The 19844-nt window shown below is 49.2% G+C and carries 19 protein-coding genes, 1 tRNA gene and 1 pseudogene; 11 read left to right on the forward strand and 10 right to left on the reverse strand.

Features of this window, described 5'->3' with window-relative positions; translation table 11 throughout:
- Positions 1-71: 71 nt before the first annotated feature.
- Both lpxH and ppiB read right to left on the reverse strand, forming a co-directional pair.
- Positions 72-794, reverse strand: a complete 723-nt coding sequence (gene lpxH / locus OGV75_RS10920) for a UDP-2,3-diacylglucosamine diphosphatase (RefSeq protein WP_019076200.1) — start codon at positions 792-794, stop codon at positions 72-74.
- A 2-nt stretch (positions 795-796) separates the two neighbouring features.
- Positions 797-1291, reverse strand: a complete 495-nt coding sequence (gene ppiB, locus OGV75_RS10925; RefSeq protein ID WP_003021875.1) for a peptidylprolyl isomerase B — start codon at positions 1289-1291, stop codon at positions 797-799.
- 173 nt (positions 1292-1464) lie between these two features.
- On the opposite strand from ppiB, the gene cysS reads away from it, so the two are divergent.
- A complete protein-coding gene (gene cysS, locus OGV75_RS10930) occupies positions 1465-2850 on the forward strand; it encodes a cysteine--tRNA ligase (protein ID WP_006685638.1) in 1386 nt (461 codons plus the stop codon).
- 90 nt (positions 2851-2940) lie between these two features.
- Here cysS and OGV75_RS10935 read toward each other — a convergent pair whose 3' ends face one another.
- The 3 genes from OGV75_RS10935 to folD all read right to left on the reverse strand — a co-directional run bounded on the left by OGV75_RS10935 (position 2941) and on the right by folD (position 4669).
- Positions 2941-3465, reverse strand: a complete 525-nt coding sequence (locus OGV75_RS10935) for a metal-dependent hydrolase (RefSeq protein ID WP_046276061.1) — start codon at positions 3463-3465, stop codon at positions 2941-2943.
- Between the two features lie 123 nt (positions 3466-3588).
- On the reverse strand, positions 3589-3801 hold the full coding sequence (gene ybcJ / locus OGV75_RS10940) for a ribosome-associated protein YbcJ (RefSeq protein WP_016152124.1): 213 nt from the start codon (positions 3799-3801) through the stop codon (positions 3589-3591).
- A 1-nt stretch (position 3802) separates the two neighbouring features.
- Entirely contained in the window at positions 3803-4669 is an 867-nt protein-coding gene (gene folD / locus OGV75_RS10945; protein ID WP_131380847.1) for a bifunctional methylenetetrahydrofolate dehydrogenase/methenyltetrahydrofolate cyclohydrolase FolD, read from the reverse strand.
- A 575-nt stretch (positions 4670-5244) separates the two neighbouring features.
- Between folD and fimA the strand changes: the two genes are divergently transcribed.
- The 6 genes from fimA (at position 5245) to sfmF (ending at position 11314) form a co-directional block, all read left to right on the forward strand.
- A complete protein-coding gene (gene fimA, locus OGV75_RS10950) occupies positions 5245-5799 on the forward strand; it encodes a type 1 fimbrial major subunit FimA (RefSeq protein ID WP_032946983.1) in 555 nt (184 codons plus the stop codon).
- Between the two features lie 77 nt (positions 5800-5876).
- Complete coding sequence (gene fimI / locus OGV75_RS10955) at positions 5877-6410, forward strand: type 1 fimbrial protein subunit FimI (protein ID WP_115190862.1); 534 nt, start codon at positions 5877-5879, stop codon at positions 6408-6410.
- A 41-nt stretch (positions 6411-6451) separates the two neighbouring features.
- Positions 6452-7144 carry a type 1 fimbria chaperone FimC gene (fimC, locus tag OGV75_RS10960; protein WP_065554225.1) on the forward strand — a complete coding sequence of 231 codons (693 nt, stop codon included), beginning with the start codon at positions 6452-6454 and terminating at the stop codon, positions 7142-7144.
- Between the two features lie 7 nt (positions 7145-7151).
- Positions 7152-9773 carry a fimbrial biogenesis usher protein gene (locus OGV75_RS10965; RefSeq protein ID WP_286480652.1) on the forward strand — a complete coding sequence of 874 codons (2622 nt, stop codon included), beginning with the start codon at positions 7152-7154 and terminating at the stop codon, positions 9771-9773.
- A 4-nt stretch (positions 9774-9777) separates the two neighbouring features.
- A complete protein-coding gene (fimH, locus tag OGV75_RS10970; protein ID WP_016155910.1) occupies positions 9778-10785 on the forward strand; it encodes a type 1 fimbria D-mannose specific adhesin FimH in 1008 nt (335 codons plus the stop codon).
- Positions 10778-11314: a fimbria assembly protein gene (gene sfmF / locus OGV75_RS10975; RefSeq protein ID WP_046276058.1), complete on the forward strand. Its 537-nt coding sequence runs from the start codon at positions 10778-10780 to the stop codon at positions 11312-11314. The genes fimH and sfmF overlap by 8 nt, the downstream gene beginning before the upstream one ends.
- Before the next feature lie 49 nt (positions 11315-11363).
- Here sfmF and fimZ read toward each other — a convergent pair whose 3' ends face one another.
- From fimZ to fimW, 3 genes are all read right to left on the reverse strand, one after another.
- Positions 11364-11996, reverse strand: coding sequence for a fimbria biosynthesis transcriptional regulator FimZ (gene fimZ / locus OGV75_RS10980; protein ID WP_016152131.1), 633 nt, complete (start codon positions 11994-11996; stop codon positions 11364-11366).
- A 587-nt stretch (positions 11997-12583) separates the two neighbouring features.
- Positions 12584-13306 (reverse strand): fimbria biosynthesis regulator FimY, encoded by a 723-nt coding sequence (fimY, locus tag OGV75_RS10985; protein WP_131347933.1) that lies wholly within the window; start codon positions 13304-13306, stop codon positions 12584-12586.
- A gap of 385 nt (positions 13307-13691) precedes the next feature.
- On the reverse strand, positions 13692-14285 hold the full coding sequence (gene fimW, locus OGV75_RS10990) for a fimbria biosynthesis transcriptional regulator FimW (RefSeq protein ID WP_016155913.1): 594 nt from the start codon (positions 14283-14285) through the stop codon (positions 13692-13694).
- Positions 14286-14321: 36 nt separating this feature from the next.
- Between fimW and OGV75_RS10995 the strand changes: the two genes are divergently transcribed.
- On the forward strand, positions 14322-14501 hold the full coding sequence (locus tag OGV75_RS10995; RefSeq protein ID WP_016152134.1) for a hypothetical protein: 180 nt from the start codon (positions 14322-14324) through the stop codon (positions 14499-14501).
- 39 nt (positions 14502-14540) lie between these two features.
- Positions 14541-14617 (forward strand) — tRNA-Arg (locus OGV75_RS11000).
- Positions 14618-14632: 15 nt separating this feature from the next.
- On the opposite strand, the pseudogene OGV75_RS11005 reads toward OGV75_RS11000, so the two are convergent.
- Positions 14633-15592: pseudogene (locus OGV75_RS11005) on the reverse strand (site-specific integrase); the annotation flags it as partial.
- Positions 15593-15686: 94 nt separating this feature from the next.
- Here OGV75_RS11005 and OGV75_RS11010 point away from each other — a divergent pair.
- Positions 15687-17588, forward strand: a complete 1902-nt coding sequence (locus OGV75_RS11010) for a P22-gp16 family phage DNA ejection protein (protein WP_286480653.1) — start codon at positions 15687-15689, stop codon at positions 17586-17588.
- Here OGV75_RS11010 and OGV75_RS11015 read toward each other — a convergent pair.
- On the reverse strand, positions 17570-17788 hold the full coding sequence (locus OGV75_RS11015) for a hypothetical protein (RefSeq protein WP_131405685.1): 219 nt from the start codon (positions 17786-17788) through the stop codon (positions 17570-17572). The genes OGV75_RS11010 and OGV75_RS11015 overlap by 19 nt on opposite strands.
- A gap of 92 nt (positions 17789-17880) precedes the next feature.
- On the opposite strand from OGV75_RS11015, the gene OGV75_RS11020 reads away from it, so the two are divergent.
- Positions 17881-19806: a phage head-binding domain-containing protein gene (locus tag OGV75_RS11020; RefSeq protein WP_286480654.1), complete on the forward strand. Its 1926-nt coding sequence runs from the start codon at positions 17881-17883 to the stop codon at positions 19804-19806.
- Positions 19807-19844: the final 38 nt, after the last annotated feature.

Genomic DNA, 19844 nt, shown 5'->3' on the forward strand with positions numbered 1-19844 from the left:
CTTCAGGCAGCCTCTGTAGTTGGCTACATCGCAACGAGTTTTGTGTAAAGAGGAACTGGATATCTGCGGAATTAAAACGGAAATGCGATCAGTTCAACGTCATCTGGCGTGACTTTGATCATCGACCCTTCGGTGTGCCATGCGCCTAATACCACGCGGAAAGCGGGTTGCTCATTGGCCGTAAGTTTGTGGACTGCCGGGCGGTGGGTGTGGCCGTGAATTAACCACTGGACCTGATGCTTTTCCATCTCGGTGATGACGGCCTGCGGATTCACATCCATGATCTCCAGTGACTTGCTGCTGTTGGCCGCTTTGCTGTTGGCGCGCATTTTCGCGGCGATACGTTGGCGAACGAACAGAGGTAGGGAGAGGAACAGCTTCTGTAGCCAGGGTTGATGTACTTTGGCGCGAAACGCCTGATAGCCTGCATCGTCGGTACACAAAGTGTCGCCATGCATGATCAATACCTTGCGGCCATACAGGTTGAGTACTTTTTTCTCAGGCAGCAAGCTCATGCCGCTTTCACGGGCAAAACGTTTGCCGAGCAGAAAATCTCGATTGCCGTGAATAAAAAAGCAGGGAACGCCGGAATCAACCAGTGATTTTATCGCCGCGGCTATTTCATGATGCAGTGGGGTTGGGTCGTCGTCGCCAATCCAGGCTTCAAACAGGTCGCCGAGAATGTACAGTGCATCAGCTTTTCGCGCATCACCGGCTAAAAAACGCAGAAAACCGGCGGTGATCGCCGGTTCTTCTGTGCAGAGGTGAAGATCTGCAATAAACAGTGTCGTCACGATTACTCGCTGACGGTCACGTTTTCGATGATGACGTCTTCTTTTGGCACATCCTGGTGCATACCGCTGCGACCAGTGGAAACGCCTTTGATTTTATCAACCACGTCCATGCCTTCAACAACTTCAGCAAACACGCAATAACCCCAACCCTGCATGCTTTCGCCGGAGAAGTTCAGGAAGTCGTTGTCTGCAACGTTGATGAAGAACTGTGCGGTTGCGGAGTGCGGAGCCTGAGTACGCGCCATCGCCAGCGTACCACGGGTGTTTTTCAGACCGTTGTTCGCTTCGTTTTTGATCGCTTCTTTCGTGGCTTTTTGCTTCATGCCCGGTTCGAAACCGCCGCCTTGGATCATGAAACCGTTAATAACACGGTGGAAAATGGTGTTGTTGTAAAAACCTTCGCGGCAGTAGTCCAGGAAGTTTTTAACTGTTTCAGGCGCTTTATCATCAAACGTTTTGATTACGATATCGCCGTGATTAGTGTGGAAAGTAACCATTTTTGCATCCTGTTCCGATAGATTGGTGCTTCGACCCCGTGAAGGGTCAGAGTTAGGGGTGTGTTATAGCATAACCGCAAGCTGCGATCACCTCGCAAAGTGTGCTGCTTCCGGTCTAAATTATGGGTATTATACAGACTTTACTATCCACACACGTCTACACGGAATCTTCGATGTTAAAAATCTTTAATACACTGACGCGCCAAAAAGAGGAATTCAAACCTATTCATGCCGGGGAAGTCGGCATGTACGTGTGTGGTATTACCGTTTACGATCTCTGTCATATTGGCCACGGACGTACCTTCGTTTCTTTCGACGTTGTCGCGCGCTATCTGCGCTTCCTCGGCTATAAGCTGAAATATGTGCGCAACATTACCGATATTGATGACAAAATCATCAAGCGCGCGAATGAAAACGGTGAGAGCTTTGTGGCGTTGGTCGACAGAATGATCGCGGAAATGCATAGCGATTTCGACGCGCTGAATATTCTGCGCCCGGATCTGGAGCCGCGCGCTACGCACCATATCGCTGAGATTATTGAAATCACTGAACAGCTGATTGCCAAAGGTCACGCTTATGTCGCTGATAACGGCGACGTGATGTTCGACGTGCCGACTGACCCGAATTATGGTCAGCTGTCACGCCAGGATCTGGATCAGCTGCAGGCGGGCGCACGCGTTGATGTGGTTGATGTGAAGCGCAACCCGATGGACTTCGTGCTGTGGAAAATGTCCAAAGAAGGCGAGCCGAGCTGGCCGTCTCCGTGGGGCGCGGGTCGTCCTGGCTGGCACATCGAATGTTCGGCGATGAACTGCAAACAGTTGGGCAACCATTTTGATATTCATGGCGGTGGTTCGGATCTGATGTTCCCGCACCATGAAAACGAAATCGCTCAATCTACCTGTGCGCATGACGGTGAATACGTTAATTACTGGATGCACTCCGGGATGGTGATGGTTGACCGGGAGAAAATGTCCAAATCGTTGGGCAACTTCTTTACCGTGCGTGACGTGCTGAAATACTACGACGCCGAAACCATTCGCTACTTCCTGATGTCTGGTCATTACCGTAGCCAGTTAAACTACAGCGAAGAGAACCTGAAGCAGGCGCGCTCTGCGCTGGAGCGTCTGTATACCGCGCTGCGCGGCACCGATAAGTCCGTTGCTCCAGCCGGTGGCGAAGCCTTTGAAGCACGCTTCATTGAAGCGATGGACGATGACTTCAATACGCCGGAAGCCTACTCCGTGCTGTTTGATATGGCGCGTGAGGTTAACCGCCTTAAGGGTGAAGATATGGCGGCGGCTAACGGTATGGCTTCGCATCTGCGTAAGCTTTCCAGCGTGCTGGGCCTGCTGGAACAGGAGCCTGAAGCATTCCTGCAAAGCGGAGCGCAGGCGGATGACGGTGAAGTTGCTGAAATTGAAGCGTTAATCCAGCAGCGTCTGGATGCCCGTAAAGCCAAAGACTGGGCGGCAGCTGACGCCGCGCGTGACCGTCTCAATGAGATGGGTATCGTGCTGGAAGATGGCCCGCAGGGCACTACCTGGCGCCGTAAGTAATGATATTGATTGCCGGATGGCGGCTCGCGCCCTGTCCGGCAATCAATGTACGAATGTCGGTCGGATAAGACGCTTGTTGTATCCGGCAAATTAATATTTCCGATACCACCACAGCACACCCATCATCATAACTCCCGGTAGCCATACCCATATCAACTCCGAAATTATCACCTGGTGCCCGTATGGTGTGGCGTAGCGTGATAGCGCAAACGGGGCGACTTTAATCACCTGCCACGGTGCAAAGAAGCGTTCATCCGACCACGGCCACAGCCAGCCGACGCCTTTGCCGCCAGTAGTGACCGAATCCAACAGGCTGTGCGACAGCAGTGAAACCGTCAGGAATAGCCAGCAGCGAATTAAGCCTGCCTTGAACCATCGTCGACCCATCCATACGCAGAGCAGCGGCACCACGAAGGCGAACAGCAGCGAATGGGTAAAACCGCGGTGACCAAACACGTTGCCGTAGGCGACGCCAAGCTTAAACGACAGTACGTCGGCATCCGGCAACATAGCCAGAATGACGCCAGTAAACAGTAATTGCGGGGGGATGACTTTACGCCCGAGACCTAATCCTAAACAGAGAGGAACGGCAGCGTGGGTAACGATTGTTGGCATGATGATCGCTTCGTGTGGAAAAACAACATGCTAACAGTTCACTGTGAAGTGGTGATGAAGTCATTATCTGAAAACGAGAGAGGAAGTGGCCGGACAGGGGTTAACCTCATCCGGCACCTGGGATCACGCCACGACGTTAATGCTGTGGCCTTCAAAGCTGACGGTCTGTCCGGCAACGATTTTGCAGCGTTTACGCGTTTCTACAGCACCATCGACCTTCACTAACCCTTCGCCAATAGCAATTTTTGCCTGGGCGCCGCTTTCGCTCCAGCCTTCCAGCTTCAGTAAATCGCAGAGTTCAACGTGTGGGTGTTTACCCAGTGAAAATGTGGCCATCTTAAACGTCCTTTACATCATGATATTCAACACACGCCTGCAGCGTGTTTTCGATAAGTGTGGCGACCGTCATTGGGCCTACGCCGCCGGGTACCGGCGTGATATATGACGCGCGTGCGGCAGCATCTTCAAAGGCCACATCGCCAACAACCTTACCATTCTCCAGACGGTTGATGCCGACATCAATCACAATCGCACCTTCTTTGATCCACTCGCCGGGAATAAAGCCAGGTTTGCCGACGGCAACAATCAGCAGGTCTGCATGCTCTACATGGCGACGCAGATCTTTGGTGAACCGGTGGGTGACGGTGGTGGTGCAGCCAGCCAGCAGCAGCTCCATGCTCATCGGGCGGCCAACAATATTCGACGCGCCAATAACGACCGCATTCAGACCGTAGGTGTCGATATTGTAACGCTCAAGCAGAGTCACAATACCGCGCGGAGTACACGGGCGCAGGCGCGGCGCACGCTGGCACAGGCGACCAACGTTATACGGGTGGAAACCGTCAACGTCTTTATCCGGCGCAATACGCTCGAGAACTTTAACGTTGTCGATACCCGCAGGTAACGGTAGCTGGACCAGAATACCGTCGATGGTGGTATCTGCATTGAGCGTATCGATCAGCTCGAGCAGCTCCGCCTCGCTGGTGGTTTCAGGCAGGTCATAGGAGCGGGAGACAAACCCCACCTCGTCACAGGCTTTGCGTTTACTCGCGACATAAATCTGCGAAGCCGGGTTGCTACCTACCAGCACAACAGCCAGGCCTGGGGCGCGTAATCCAGCCGCTAAACGCGCCTGAACTTTTTGAGCAACCTCAGAGCGCACCTGCTGCGCAATCGTTTTACCGTCAATAATCTTTGCTGCCATCAGAGAGAGGATTCCGTCTGTTACGTTAAATCGAAGGGGATGCCGCTATTTTGTCAGAAGCGGGACGTGCTGTCAGTTTTCGTTTGCATTTTTACGTGCGCCAGGGGGCGTCACGATCTGCGAATGGGGTCAGTACAGAGGCTTAAGCCTTACGGATAATTAATGAGCATGCTAATTAAAATTAACGTGAATGAAACAACTCATCACCCTGGTATTTTCAGGGGTAATGCGCCACAAACCAGTCTGTTACGGTTAATTATGAGGGATTTTACCTCATTCCCACCCAGATTTTTCCTGGGTCCCATTAAGAATTAGCCAGGGTCATTAAAAGGATTTGCAGGTATTTTTCATTAATTGAAATGTTTAATTTATTGCTGTGACGAATAGTCATATTCGCGAGGAATAATTAGTGAATCAAATACTCAGGAGAGTTGGGGTAAAAGGTTAGCTAATTCTCATGCGATATATATCTTTACAGGATGCAGAGATAATTAGCCTGACATTTAATGTCGATAATGATTCAAACGGATCCCGCAGGATGCTGGAGCCGGATGTGTGTAATTCAAGGGAAATCCATGAAACGTAAATTAATGACCTCTTCTGTTATTGCCAGCCTGATGTTAGTCGCCGGTGCAGCGGTTGCAGCCGATCCGGTAAGCGTTAGCGGCGGTACTGTGCATTTTGAAGGTGAACTGGTCAATGCAGCCTGTGCAGTCAGTACTCAGTCATCTGATCAGGTTGTGACGTTAGGCCAGTATCGTACTGCCAGTTTTGCCGCAGTGGGTGACACTACAGCACAAATTCCGTTCTCTATCGTGCTGAACGACTGTGACCCGAACGTTGCCGCAACCGCAGCCGTTGCTTTCTCAGGCCAGTCCGATATTACCAATAACAACCTGCTGGCCGTCACTTCTGCAGACAACGGTACCACTGCAGGCGGTGTTGGGATTGAAATTCTGGACAATACGTCCACCGCGCTGAAGCCGGATGGCGCAACCTTCTCTACCGCTCAGGCGCTGGTAGAAGGGACCAACACCCTGCGTTTCTCTGCGCGTTACAAAGCCACTGCCGCAAGCGCAACGCCGGGTCAGGCAAATGCCGACGCGACGTTCATCATGAAGTACGAATAAGCCGTTTTGATTTGCGCAAGGATGACGTTCGCCTCAATGGATGAGGCAATATCCGGGGATGATGAAGGATGCGGCAGATGATAGGGAAAGGCGTGGCGCTGGCGGGAATGCTGTGCGTAATGCCTGTGCTTTCACATACGGTAATACTGGAAAGTGGCCGCGTCCACTTACGGGGGCAGCTCGTCAACGGCGCCTGTACGGTCGCCACTGACAGTCAGGATATGCGGGTGCAAATGGGGCAGTATCGCACCAATGCTTTCTCTGGGACGGGAAGCTTTGCCTCTACCAGCGTACCGTTTTCACTGCGCTTAACGTCGTGCAGCTCCGATGTTTATGACCATGTTGGGATTGCGTTTGCGGGCGTGACGCCAGCGGAAGATCCGCAGGTTTTTCTTGCCAGCGGCGATGCGTCTGCGGCTTCGGGGATTGGCCTGGCGTTATTTGACGAGAGCCAACGGCAAATTATACCGAATGCCCTGCCGCTTCATTATGCGCCGATTATAACGCAAGAGATGACGTTTCATTTCACTGCCCGCTATCGGGCTGTCTCGGAAAATATAACGCCGGGGACGCTTCGTTCAGACGTGTGGTTTACGTTGGTTTATCCCTGATTTATTTCCCAACGATAATCGCATCAAAGGTATTTTTAGCTATGTTTAATTATCTAAAATCAGGTTTTATCCTTTTACTGGCCTTATTTTCTGCTGCCAGTGTTCAGGCTGCCGGAGGCATTGCATTAGGCGCCACTCGCGTTATTTATCCGGCCGATGCCAAACAAACGTCCCTGTCTATTAGCAATAGCGATACCAAAGAACGTTACCTGGTTAATTCATGGATTGAGAATAGCGCAGGTGCTAAAGAAAAATCGTTTGTGGTTACGCCTCCGCTGTTTGTCAGTGAACCCAAAAGCGAAAACACGCTGCGTATCATCTATGCCGGTGAACCGTTGCCCAAAGACCGTGAGTCGCTGTTCTGGATGAACGTAAAAGCCATTCCGTCAGTCAATAAAAACAGCCTTGAGGGCAAAAACGTTCTGCAACTGGCGATTCTGTCACGCATCAAACTTTTCGTTCGTCCGAATAATCTGCCGCAAATCCCGGAAGATGCGCCCGGGATGCTGACGTTTGCTCGCTCCGGCAACCACCTGAAAATCAACAATCCGTCAGCGTACTACGTCACGTTGGTCAATCTCAATGTGGGGAAAACGAAGGTCGATAACGTGATGGTTGCGCCGAAAAGCGATGCGCAGGTCCTGCTACCCACGGGCGTTCAGGGCAACGTTACGTTCCAGACGGTCAATGATTATGGCGCTGTAACCCCGGCCAAAACGGTAAGTGTGCGTTGAGATAACGATGAATAAGACAACGTATTTTCCTGGCCTGTTACCGGGGGTTACGCCACCGCTGGCGGGGGTGGCGTTGTCCACGCTGGCGGCGCTCTTTCCCTCTCTAAGCTATGGGGAAAGCTATTTTAATCCGGCCTTTTTATCTGCGGATACGGCAACCGTGGCGGATTTATCACGTTTTGAAAAAGGCAATCACCAGCCTGAAGGCGTTTATCGCGTGGATATCTGGCGCAACGATGAGTTTGTTGCCACTCAGGATATTCGTTTTACTACCAGTGCGGCAAAAGCCGGGGAGAAGTCCGGTGGGCTGATGCCGTGCTTTGGACTCGACTGGGTGAAACGCCTTGGCGTCAATATCGCCGCGTTTCCGGCACTCAGTAAGGATCCGAACGATACCTGTATCAATCTACCTGAGGCGATTCCCGGCAGCGAGATTGCGTTTGATTTTTCTACCCTGCGCTTAAACGTCAGCCTGCCACAGGCGTCAATGTTAAACAGCGCGCGCGGCTATATTCCACCGGAAGAGTGGGATGAAGGGATCCCGGCCGCGCTGGTTAACTACAGCTTTACCGGCAGCCGCGGCAGTGATGCTGACAGCTATTTCCTCAGTATGCTCAGTGGTCTGAACTATGGCCCCTGGCGGCTGAGAAACAACGGTGCGTGGAGCTACTCCAAGGGCGACGGATACCACTCACAAAGCTGGAAAAACATCGGTACATGGCTTCAGCGCGCAATTATCCCGCTGAAAGGCGAACTGGTGATGGGCGACAGCAACACTGGCAACGACGTTTTTGACAGCGTCGGGTTTCGCGGTGCGCGGCTCTATTCCTCAGACAGTATGTATCCCGACAGCTTACAGGGCTACGCGCCTACCGTGCGCGGCATTGCGCGTACCGCAGCGAAACTGACCATTCGTCAGAATGGCTATGTGATTTATCAAAGCTATGTTTCACCCGGCGCTTTCTCGATAACCGATCTCAACCCAACGTCATCCAGCGGTGATCTTGAGGTCACGGTGGATGAGAAGGACGGCAGCCAGCAACGCTATACGGTGCCGTACTCCACCGTTCCCTTATTACAACGAGAAGGGCGTTTTAAGTATGACGTTGTCGCCGGGGATTTTCGCAGCGGCAATAGCCAGCAATCTTCACCGTTCTTTTTCCAGGGAACATTAATTGCCGGGTTACCAGAGGGCTATACCGCATACGGTGGTACGCAGTTGGCCTCACGTTACACCGCGGTGGTTTTAGGCACCGGTCGAAACCTGGGGGACTGGGGGGCAGTTTCTGTCGATCTCACCCATGCGCGCAGCCAACTGGCGGATGACAGTACGCACCAGGGGCAGTCTTTGCGTTTCTTGTATGCGAAATCGCTGAACAATTTTGGCACTAACTTCCAGTTGTTGGGGTATCGCTACTCAACGCGTGGCTTCTATACCCTCGACGATGTGGCGTATCGCAGTATGGAAGGCTATGAGTACGAATACGACAGTGAGGGCAATCGCCACGACGTGCCCAATGTGACGAGTTACCACAACCTGAGCTACAGCAAAAAGGGCCGTTTCCAGATCAACATTTCGCAGAATCTGGGGGATTACGGATCGCTGTATATCTCGGGTAGTCAGCAGACGTACTGGAATACTTCAGACACCAATACCTGGTATCAACTAGGCTATGCCAGCGGCTGGCAGGGGATTAGCTATTCACTCTCCTGGTCGTGGAATGAATCGGTTGGCATCTCCGACACCGATCGTATTCTGGCGTTCAATATGTCTGTACCGTTCAGCCTGCTGAGCGGACGGCGTTACTCGCGTGATAACGCCCTCGATCGCACCTACGCCACGTTTAATGCCAACCGTAATAGCAACGGGCAGAACAGTTGGCAGAGCGGAATCGGCGGTACGTTGCTGGATGGGCGCAACCTGAGCTACAGCGTGAATCAGGGGCACAGCAGCAGCAATGGCTATAGCGGAAACGCCAGCGCCAACTGGCAGGCGGCCTATGGCACGCTGGGCGTGGGTTACAACTACGACCGTGACCAGCATGACTACAACTGGCAGCTCTCCGGCGGCGTAGTGGGGCATGCGGACGGCATTACGCTCAGTCAGCCTCTGGGCGATACCAACGTGCTGATTAAAGCGCCGGGTGCGCAGGGTGTAAGGATAGAGAACCAGACCGGCGTTCAAACCGACTGGCGCGGATACGCGGTGATGCCATATGCCACCGTCTATCGCTATAACCGCGTCGCGTTAGACACCAATTCCATGAACAACAATACCGATGTGGAGAATAACGTCAGTAGCGTAGTGCCAACGCAAGGGGCGCTGGTGCGGGCGGCGTTTGATACACGAATCGGTGTGCGGGCGCTGATTACCGCCAAACATGCCGGTAAACCAGTGCCGTTTGGCTCCGTCGTGCGTGAAAACACCAGCGGCGTGACCAGCATGGTGGGTGAAGACGGGCAAATCTACCTGAGCGGCCTGCCGCTAAAAGGCGAGTTGTTGATCCAATGGGGGGAAGGCGCAAACGCGCGCTGCGTGGCGCGCTATGCCTTGCCAGAGGAGAGCCTGAAACAAGCGGTAACGCTCACGAACGTGACGTGCGAATCTCCGTCAGCACGACAGGAATAATACGATGAAACGACAAACGGGTTTGTTACTGGGAAGCGCTTTACTGCTGATGGCCCATTCGTCCTGGGCGACGGTCTGCCAAAACTCGAATGGCACGCCAACGGATGTTTTTTACGATCTGTCGAATGTCTTCAACAGTAGTAACAACCAGCCGGGACAGGTGGTGACGTTACCGGAAAAATCTGGCTGGGTTGGCGTGAATGCCACCTGTCCGGCCGGGACAACGGTAAATTACACCTATCGAAGCTATGTCACTGAACTTCCGGTGCAAAGTACCGAAGGCGGTTTTCAGTATCTGAAGCTCAATGACTACCTGCTGGGGGCCATGAGCATAACCGATAGCTATGCCGGGTTATTTTATCCCCCACGTAATTACATTCGCATGGGGACTCACCCTAACGTACCTAAGCAGCAGCCTTTTGGCGTGATGGATTCAAAGCTGGTGTTTAAGCTCAAAGTAATCCGCCCGTTTATTAACATGGTGCCGATTCCGCGGCAGACGATGTTCAGCGTCTATGTCACGACCAGTACCGGAGATGCGCTAAGTGTGCCGGTTTATACCATCAGCTACAGCGGCAAGGTGGAGGTTCCACAAAACTGCGAAGTAAACGCCGGGCAGATTGTCGAGTTTGATTTTGGTGATATTGGCGCATCGCTGTTTAGCAAGGCAGGAGCGGGAAACCGGCCTGAAGGCATCAATCCGCAGACCAAAACGGTAGCGATAAAATGCACCAACGTCGCTGCACAGGCCTACTTAACCATGCGTGTAGAGGCCGAGAAAGCCACCGGGCAAATGATGGTATCTGACAATCCCGATTTAGGTTTTATTGTCGCCGACAGCAGCGGTAAACCGCTGACGCCCAATAATCTGTCCAGCACTATCCCGTTTCAACTGGATGATAACGCCGCGGCGAGCGTGGGTATTCGAACATGGCCGGTTAGCGTAACGGGCAATAAGCCTACCGAAGGACCTTTCACAGCCCGTGGCTATCTGCGAGTGGATTATGACTAACAAGCAAACGCCAGCCGCAGGGAAACGCCTGGCAATGGTGTGCCTGCTGACATTCAGCTCGTTGTGCCATGCCGCTTCGTCGCTGGGGGAAATCAATATTGAACTGCGCGGAAACGTGGTGGACTTTACCTGCGCGGTAATTGCCAGCGACAGCAATAAGTCCGTGGAGCTAGGCACCTGGCCGACCAAGCAGCTTCAGACCAGCGGAGATACTACTCAACCGGTCGCGTTTACGCTGAAGCTAGAAGGCTGCCCGCCGGGTTCCGCTTCGATAACGTTTTCCGGAACTCCGGCCCCGGGCACGACGTTGCTGGCGCTTGATGATGCGGTGATGGCGCAAAAGGTGGCGATCGAACTGCACGACAGCGACCGTACGCGATTGCCGCTCGAACAGGCCAGCCAGACGGTGGGGATTGATGAGAACGGCAATGCCACGCTGACCTTTTTCGCAAACTATATCGCGTTAGCTGCTGGGGTTCAGCCTGGCATTGCCAGGGCTGATGCCACGTTCATGATTAACTATAACTAATCAATGCGCTAACAAAACACTCCCGAACGAAATCTCGCCGGGAGTGTTATTACATTAATTCATGCATTTTTGCGTAATCGATCAGCTCAACGATGGTGTGCAACCCGAGCTTGGAGTAGATATTAGCCTTGTGAGCGCTAATCGTTTTATTGCTGAGTAACAACTGCTCAGCAATTTCCTTATTGGATAGCCCGTTTGCCAGATAACGCAAAACGGTAACTTCACGGTTAGAGAGCGGCATGTCATGTAAGACGCCTTTTTGTGCATTTATATTGTTAATGAAATTAAGGGTATCCGAAGGAAAAAAGGAATATCCCGATAAAATCATTTTTACCGCATTGTAGATATCATTGAGATCCTTTCGTTTACTGACAAACCCATTTGCACCGGCCCGGATAGCACGCCCGGCATAAAACGACTCGGATTTTGAGGACAGAAACAGTACCCGAGTTTTCTCCTGCAATGACTTTATTCTTTTGAGTAATGTAAACCCATCAGAACCAGGTAGTTCAATATCCAGGATGACAAGATCGACCGGGTACGTGCGCAGATGTTCTATTGCCGTACGGCTGTCATCGGTTTTCAACACTACCTGAATATTACTGTTTTTCTCGAGTAGTACTTCTATCGACATTCTGACAATAGGGTGTTCGTCCATAATGATAACGGATGCTGGTTTCATTGTTGTATGCCTCAAACTGTTTGCGTATCTTGCGAATTTGATAAAACATCAGGCGTTATAATATTGTCAAATAGCCAAGGATTGTTCTGAGGGAGAGCCGAATAAATATTATTTCATCCTTGTTTATTCGGTTGTTCTTCTGCAGAACAATGAATTTGTGGAAAATCCATTTCACACCGGGAAAACTAACAATTAATCAGGAAACTGTGGGGATTATACCTGCTCTGCTCATTCGGAAAAGACTTACAACATCCTGGTTGTTAATGTCAGTTAGGATATTCTGAAAGATCCAGATGTGTTAATGACTATTGGTATTATTTATCTGTGGTTCGAATTATGGCAGATTGAAAATTTTTTTTAAACAGTAAAAACGACACAATAAACCAATTGTTTAGGTTTTGTTAAGGCTGCAATAGGACTATTTTTTATTGAAATGCACAGGATCAGTAAGGTTAAGTGTGAGTGTGCCTCCAGGCATAATACCAGGAATAGTTGTAAATATTAAATATTTGTAAAAATTAGATCTTTTTTCTTATTCAAGAATAAGTAATTTCCTAAAAAATCTTATAGCACAATGAGTTATGGTGTTAAATTAAATGGGGAGAGGTAACGTTGAGGCGGTGTATCAGATGCAAAAAGCGCTGCCTGCTGGGTAATCCAAGGCGCGTAATCAACTGGTTCAGGCGATAGATGATGCGGTGGTAGGGTTGTGCCTGTAACAATGCAATCTTTTTTAAGGAGTTACCCTGCAATAGTAAGGTAATCAGCTCCCAGTCGAGCTGATTTATACGCCTGGAATGAATATAGTTAAGAACCGGAGATAATAAGGCATGGCGCATCTCGGGGAGGCGCAAATTGCGTGGCAAGATATAAAATGGACCGGACAGTGAAATAAATGTAGTGAGGTCTTCATCGCGACTGGAAAGCATTATGAAGATTTGGATGTCATTATGCTTCTTAATTAGCTGGCGCAGGCTTTCAAGTATATCGAAATAAGGGGTTGTTAAGCTTTCAATGTCAATCACTAACTGGCTAATTACCGGCTCTTGCATGCTGAGCAAAGTCGATTCAACGCTCTGGAAGATCGCCGTGCGAGTACCTGAGAATAAATGTCGACTCAGCGCATAGGCCAGATAGTAGTCTGTCGTAATTATCGCCTGAGATATAGTGCCGTCCGGTAAGGTGTATTCGAGTTTTTGTGCCAGATACTCGATCCGGTCAAATACCTGTGAGGTACAGTGGGGAAATTGCCAGCTACAGTTAGCGTTTCGTATACGGCGATAGCGGTCCCGGCGTTTTGCACTGTGCATCCTTTTCCATTCCATTTCTGTTGCGGCAGGTCTGGATAAATTGCTGACTACAGGCATCCCTGAACCAAACTTTTGTCAGCGCAAATGTGAGTTGACTTGTGCCGTTGGGTTTCAGTGCTTCAACAATCATCAGACTGGCAATTGCGTACTCCATCAGAATAATCTGCCGGAAGTTTTCTGATGTCTTACTCAATGCCCAAAAGATCGTTTTATCCAGTTCAACCTCTCTCTGAGATTAGATAAAATATTACCGGGTGTGTCTTTCTGTTACCCCGGAAATAGTATGGCCGGATTATTCTCGCAGCCTGAAGCCAGGTACAGTAGGAGCCGATGCTTAATCGATGATGAGATATTTCTCAATAAAAATTAGGCAGAGACACCCCGTCTAATTTTGCAGAAAGTTCAGATGTGCGCGGATGTATCTTAAGAATTGCTGATCGTTTTTCACATGCAGTTTTTTCATAATGCTGCGGCGGGTCGCTTTGGCCTGGATATCACTGACTGAGAGCAGATGAGCCGTTTCGGCTAACGTATACCCGCTGGCGAGAAACATTAAGAACTGGCGTTCTTCGATAGAAAAGTTGCGGGTGGTGCAGTAATGGCAGATAGTCGCGGGCACGCTAGTGCGCAGTGCGCGTTTTTGCAGGATGAGGACCAGTTTTTTGGTTATCTCGTCTACGTCATCTTCCCGATAAATCAGTGGCAACATGTACAGGCAGGGGCGGAACATCAGCTTATCTTTGTCGTTTTTGCTACAGATGACCACCCGGTGTTGGCGCCTGGTGTGGACAGGAACCATGTAACAATCGGCGCTGAGCCAATCTTCATCCAGTGAGATAAACGCGATTTCAGCGCGATCGATATCTTCGACAGGTAAAAAGCTAATCTCCTGATGCCACTGATTTGCCAGATGGGAGATGATGATTTTCAGTCCATGTTCGAAGTGACTGTTTTCTTCCTTGATGGCGATACTTAACATTAAAGAGTTCCTGACCACTGGAGAGGGGATAAGGGAATGTTAAGCAAAATCATAAATATTCTAAATACATGTATCCCTAAATCTGACGTTTTGCGGGCTGAGTTGTTACCAGGTGATTTCCTGGATACCTTTGAACGAGCAGAAAAAATCAACATTCGTACACTTCGCCAGCAACCGAAACAAAAGGCATTGACTCAGCAAGCGCTGACCGTATAATTCACGCGTTTCATCTGCATGAAGTAATCACTTCGCAATGCGCCCTTAGCTCAGTTGGATAGAGCAACGGCCTTCTAAGCCGTAGGTCGTAGGTTCGAATCCTACAGGGCGTACCATTATATTTCAGTAACTTACCACTTTTCTACAAGTTCCTTATTTTCCAGATGGGACAAATTTGGGACATCATCACTGAAAATTGAGTCAATTTGCTTCGCGTGTTCCGTTAAATGGTTCGGCGCAAGGTGAGCGTATCGGCGCACCATCTCGATGCTCTCCCATCCTCCCATTTCCTGCAAAACAGAAAGCGGAACTCCGGACTGAATTAACCAACTGGCCCATGTGTGCCTCAGGTCGTGGAAGCGGAAATCCTCAATCCCAGCCCAGCGGCAAGCTGCATTCCATGCCCGCTGATCATCGACGCGCATCTTTCTGACAGTAGGCGTCTTTGAGCCATCAGGACGGATGCCTTCTTTCGTATGCACGAACACCCATTTATGATGCTTACCAATCTGGTCACGCAAAACCTTACAGGCGGTGTCGTTCAGCGCTACGCCAATAGCGCGGTTTGACTTACTGTCTTCCGGGTTCACCCAGGCAACTCGACGCTGCATGTCGATTTGCTGCCATTCCATATTGATGATGTTCGAACGCCGTAGGCCGGTTGCCAGCGCAAACTTAACAACCGACTTCAGCGGTTCCGGACATTCATCAATCAGCCTTTTCGCCTCATCAGCCTCAAGCCACCGGACGCGCTTATTGCGTACCGATGGAACCTTGATCACCGGCGCTTTCTCCAGCCACTTCCAGTCACGTTCTGCCGCCCGCAGGATTGCCTTCATCAATGCCAGATGCTTGGCCTTGGTGGAGGTGGTGACTGGTTTAGCTGAATAGACTGGCGCCGGTTCTCCGTTCTTTTGCGCCGCGGCAGCCTTGATTTTCCATATCTCAAGCTGTTTGCGGTTGCTCATCCTGTTCACTGCTGAGTAAATCTTTTGCTCGGTCACATCCTTTAACCGGATCCCCTCAAAATGCGCCAGCCAGAAAGCCATACGGCTGCGATCATCTTTCAGTGATTTCTTCTCTGCCTTTTGATGTTGGTAATGGTGGTCAGCGCCAGCATCAGTCATCTGCGCAACAAACACCGCAACCGAAAACATCTGGCTACCAGTCTCTATGGGGTGATTAATGGCTAAGGCATGGAAAGACGTTATTGCCTCTCAACAGTACCAGGCATTAGCACCAGAGCAGAAAGCACAGGCTCAGGAGCAATACTTCAATGAAGTAGTAGCTCCGCAAGCCGGAAATGATGCAGAACAGGCTAAACAGGCTTTCTATGCTGCTTATCCACCTCCAACGACTCAACAGCCAGCACAACAGACACAAGAACCTGCTCAGCCACAGCAACAAGATCCATCCTTAATGCAGCGAGCCGGTGATTTCCTGACTGGCGGTCAAAGTGCTGGGCAGATAGTTGAGCAGTCAGCCCGAGGGTTGGTCAATATTCCATTTGACGCTTTGCAGGGTGGGGCGAGTTTAATAAATGCCATCAGCCAAGGGCTTGGTGGTCCAAAGGTGCTCGATGATGTATATCGCCCTGTAAATAGGCCAACTGACCCATACGCACAGGCAGGTGAGTCAGTTGGTAACTACCTTACTCCTGGCATTGGAGTTGCAGGAAACATGATTGCAGGGTCTATCGCTGATGCAACTAATCAGGATGGAGATTTTGCGACTAATGTGGCTAAGAATGCTGCGATAAACCTTGGCGCTCAAGGAGCACTTTCGTCAATAGCAAAAGGTATTGGAAGGGGGATTACCGCAGCAAAAGGGAGCATTGCGCCTGAAGCAGCCAAGACCATAGCGAATGCTGAATCTGTCGGTGTTACACCAATTACCTCTGACATGATTAAGTCTGGTAACGCATTTACCAGGGGGCTTGTGCAGGGAGGGGAGGGTGCGTTGCTAGGAACTGGGGCTCAAAGAGAAACTCAGCAGGCAGCAAGAAGCAATGCGGTATCAAACTATCTTGATAAATTTGGCGAGTACAATCCGGACGATGTAGTCAAATCTCTTACTGGTACTTTAAAGGGGAGAAGAGATATGGCTGGCAACGCACTGAATGAAATTACTCAAAAGATGGGATCAACTCCGGTTGAAGCATCCAATGCGGTAACCGCCATTGACGACAGCCTAGCTAAGTTAAATAGGCTCGGTACTTCAGCTGACAAAAACTTAGTTTCTACGCTGGAGAATCTCAAATCAGAGCTATCAAACCCTAATATTGATTTCGACTTACTGAAGCAACACAGAACGGCGTTCCGGTCAAATGTTCAGGGTGATGCAATGGTTTTCCCTGACCAGGCTAAATCCATTACAAACCGCATAGAGAACGCCATGACTAGAGATCTTCGTGGTGTTGTAGGTAAAAATCTTGGACCACAAGAATCCGCTAAATACATTAGAGCGAACTCTGATTACTCTAATATCTACAACAAGGTTCTTAACAAAAAGATTGCCACTAATCTCAACAAAGCAACCAGTGAAGCAACTCCTGAACTAATCAATAGTGTGGTTTATAGCCGTAACGCCTCAGACATCAAGCGCATTTGGCCTGCATTAGACGAAAAAGGGAAGGATGCCATGAGGGCGGCGTATATCAGCCGAATCTCAGAGAAAACTGGAGGATCGCCAGCAAAGTTCATCACAGAGGTAAATAAGCTTAAGCGTCAGGCTGGAGGTGAAATATATAACACCATATTTAGCGGTAAGCATATGAAAGAGCTTGATGCACTGCATGATGTTCTTAGAGAAACATCCAGGGCAGATTCAGCAAATATCGTTACACAGACAGGTCAGGCTCTAGCCAATCCTTTAAGGCTTGGTACCGGTGTTTCATCTGGTGGTGTATCTTTAGCATCCGAGGCTGGATATGGTCTTGCAATGAGGGTTTATGAGTCTAAGCCGGTAAGGAATGCATTACTTAGGCTAGCCAATACTAAACCGGGAACGCCAGCATATGAGAGAGCATTAACCAATGCAGCAAACTTAGCCAGGCCAATCATAGCCTCTCAAGCAGCCCGAGAGTAATGATTATCTGTTTTATTTTCGGATTTTAATTTTGCAATTTCTAGTTTCAGATAGAAAACCTCATCCTGAAGCTTTGATATAGCTTCTTCACTTTCATTGCTATTTTTTCTTAACCCATCAATTAGTGACCCAATTGTTGCCATAGCTATTATGGAAGCAACTGCGAAAACGATAAATCCGAAATACACAAGACCAATCATTTAAATATCCTTAATAATTTTAACTAACATAATTATAGCATAGCTGCGCAAGTTTTAGCTTGTGTGGCTTTGCTGCGCCAGGAGCATATTAAATGTCAGATATTACAGCCAATATTGTTGTGTCGATGCCATCTCAGTTGTTCACGATGCCTCGGTCATTTAAGGCTGTGGCTAATGGTAAAATCTATATTTCAAAAATTGATACTCCACCAGGAGAAATGACAGATCCTGCTAACTCTGTGCAGGTTTATCTAGAGAATGAAGATGGAAGTCATGTTCCAGTTTCACAGCCAATCATAATCAACGCAGGTGGATTCCCTGTTTACAACGGCCAGATTGCAAAGTTTGTGACTGTAGAAGGTCACTCTATGGCTGTATACGATGCATATAATACACAGCTTTTTTACTATCCTAATATTTTAAAGTACGACCCTGACCAACTTAGGCAGCAAATAGAAAACCCAGATGGTGCAACTCTTTACCCAGAATTACAAGTTGCCAGATGGCGTGATGACGGTGATGCTCGAGGGTGGGGTGTGTTTCCTGACGGAACGGACGTGACAGCAAAGATGTGTGCATGGCTTGATGCTGTTAATGGTGATTACTCTAAGTTAGTTCAATACGGTCAATATCGTAATCGAGGTTATTTACCACCAGGTGATTACGTTGTTTCATCAACAAATCTTACAGGTAACCATGCATTACTTGGGAGGATGATCATCCGATGCGACATGGTATGGGATGGTAGAGTTCCAAATGGGGAATTTACTGTTCTGCATGTTAAAGGAAACCATATCAGAGGACTATCATGCAAAAATCTAATATTTCAAGGGGTTCAGCACATAAATGTTGAGAATATTGATACAACGGGTGATGTAACATTAAAGGGGTCAACAAGTTCCATTCCAATTCCTGGTCTTTCAACATGGGGTGGTGGTAGTTATTGGAATAACTTCTCAAGAATTAAAACAGGAACTACTTCTGGCGGTGGTAAGTTATATATTAATATTTACGAAGGGTCTGTAAACCAAAATACATTCACTCAAGTTAGCGGTGGTGGTTTGGTAATTCTTGGTCAAGGGGCTGGGTCTGGAGGTGGTAACTATGAGGGAAATGCGAATATGTTCCTTGGTGTTGATACCTCTGGATCATCTGATTACCTACTTGATAATCAATCTGTTCCTGCCCAATTAAACTATGTGCATGGGTTATATGGAGAAGTGACCGGTAACGGCAGGGTTAGGGGCCCGTGGGCAATATTTGGTGGTAGAGTGCAGTTCAATGGCTGGGTATCAACTATGAGCCACATGACATCTGCTCTTGGATTAGACCCCACTGCGGGCCAGCAAGGTGGCGAAACGATAAGTTTATCCAGCAACAACCTTTGCCCATCGGGTGACTGGTCTGTGCTCAATGGCAAAGGATTTCCAGAGGATTATTCACTGCTAACAATACCAGGAGAGGCATTATCATTTGATGATGCATTAGAGCCAGGTGGTGCAGGTAGGTATTTTGGCGTAAGCAATGCATCCGTTAGATGTAGAATAATTGCGAACCTTACTAAAACACAATCAGGGTATATAAGAGGGGCCTTCTTCTATCGGGGAGACGATCCGGTAGAGATTGTTATTGAGGACCAGTCAGGGTCAAATACTATCTATATGCCAATCGATAAATATACATCAATGGGAACTAGCAATGGCTGGAGATTGTACCGCGTATCCGCACCAACTAATGACAAAACAAAGTCGTATAGATTGAGGATTACTGTTGACGCTGGTAAAACTGGCCTTATCGGTTGCTCTTATTTTAGTAGTTATAATGCCTGCATATTGCCAACGTTTTGCGGTTGGAGCAAATCAATAATGAGAAATTCTGGAACACCAATCGCTCCTGTAACCACTACGCCAATTGGGTTTATGTGTTATCGCACATCTCCTGCATCATTTCCTTCCGACCCTGTGATAGCATGGCAGTGGAATGGTTTGAGTTGGCTTAAAATAAATGCTTCCGCATAATAAATGGCGGCCTTGTTAATTCATAAGGCCGCCATATC

The sequence above is a fragment of the Citrobacter sp. Cb028 genome (assembly GCF_030336705.1).
Lineage (GTDB): Bacteria > Pseudomonadota > Gammaproteobacteria > Enterobacterales > Enterobacteriaceae > Citrobacter > Citrobacter braakii.

Excerpts from the sequence above, each read along its gene's own strand:
- ppiB (WP_003021875.1), bottom strand. The coding sequence starts at position 1,291 with ATGGTTACTTTCCACACTAATCACGGCGATATCGTAATCAAAACGTTT.
- cysS (WP_006685638.1), top strand. The coding sequence starts at position 1,465 with ATGTTAAAAATCTTTAATACACTGACGCGCCAAAAAGAGGAATTCAAA.
- OGV75_RS10935 (WP_046276061.1), bottom strand. The coding sequence starts at position 3,465 with ATGCCAACAATCGTTACCCACGCTGCCGTTCCTCTCTGTTTAGGATTA.
- ybcJ (WP_016152124.1), bottom strand. The coding sequence starts at position 3,801 with ATGGCCACATTTTCACTGGGTAAACACCCACACGTTGAACTCTGCGAT.
- folD (WP_131380847.1), bottom strand. The coding sequence starts at position 4,669 with ATGGCAGCAAAGATTATTGACGGTAAAACGATTGCGCAGCAGGTGCGC.
- fimA (WP_032946983.1), top strand. The coding sequence starts at position 5,245 with ATGAAACGTAAATTAATGACCTCTTCTGTTATTGCCAGCCTGATGTTA.
- fimI (WP_115190862.1), top strand. The coding sequence starts at position 5,877 with ATGATAGGGAAAGGCGTGGCGCTGGCGGGAATGCTGTGCGTAATGCCT.
- fimC (WP_065554225.1), top strand. The coding sequence starts at position 6,452 with ATGTTTAATTATCTAAAATCAGGTTTTATCCTTTTACTGGCCTTATTT.
- OGV75_RS10965 (WP_286480652.1), top strand. The coding sequence starts at position 7,152 with ATGAATAAGACAACGTATTTTCCTGGCCTGTTACCGGGGGTTACGCCA.
- fimH (WP_016155910.1), top strand. The coding sequence starts at position 9,778 with ATGAAACGACAAACGGGTTTGTTACTGGGAAGCGCTTTACTGCTGATG.
- sfmF (WP_046276058.1), top strand. The coding sequence starts at position 10,778 with ATGACTAACAAGCAAACGCCAGCCGCAGGGAAACGCCTGGCAATGGTG.
- fimZ (WP_016152131.1), bottom strand. The coding sequence starts at position 11,996 with ATGAAACCAGCATCCGTTATCATTATGGACGAACACCCTATTGTCAGA.
- fimY (WP_131347933.1), bottom strand. The coding sequence starts at position 13,306 with ATGCACAGTGCAAAACGCCGGGACCGCTATCGCCGTATACGAAACGCT.
- fimW (WP_016155913.1), bottom strand. The coding sequence starts at position 14,285 with ATGTTAAGTATCGCCATCAAGGAAGAAAACAGTCACTTCGAACATGGA.
- OGV75_RS10995 (WP_016152134.1), top strand. The coding sequence starts at position 14,322 with ATGTTAAGCAAAATCATAAATATTCTAAATACATGTATCCCTAAATCT.
- OGV75_RS11010 (WP_286480653.1), top strand. The coding sequence starts at position 15,687 with ATGGCTAAGGCATGGAAAGACGTTATTGCCTCTCAACAGTACCAGGCA.
- OGV75_RS11015 (WP_131405685.1), bottom strand. The coding sequence starts at position 17,788 with ATGATTGGTCTTGTGTATTTCGGATTTATCGTTTTCGCAGTTGCTTCC.
- OGV75_RS11020 (WP_286480654.1), top strand. The coding sequence starts at position 17,881 with ATGTCAGATATTACAGCCAATATTGTTGTGTCGATGCCATCTCAGTTG.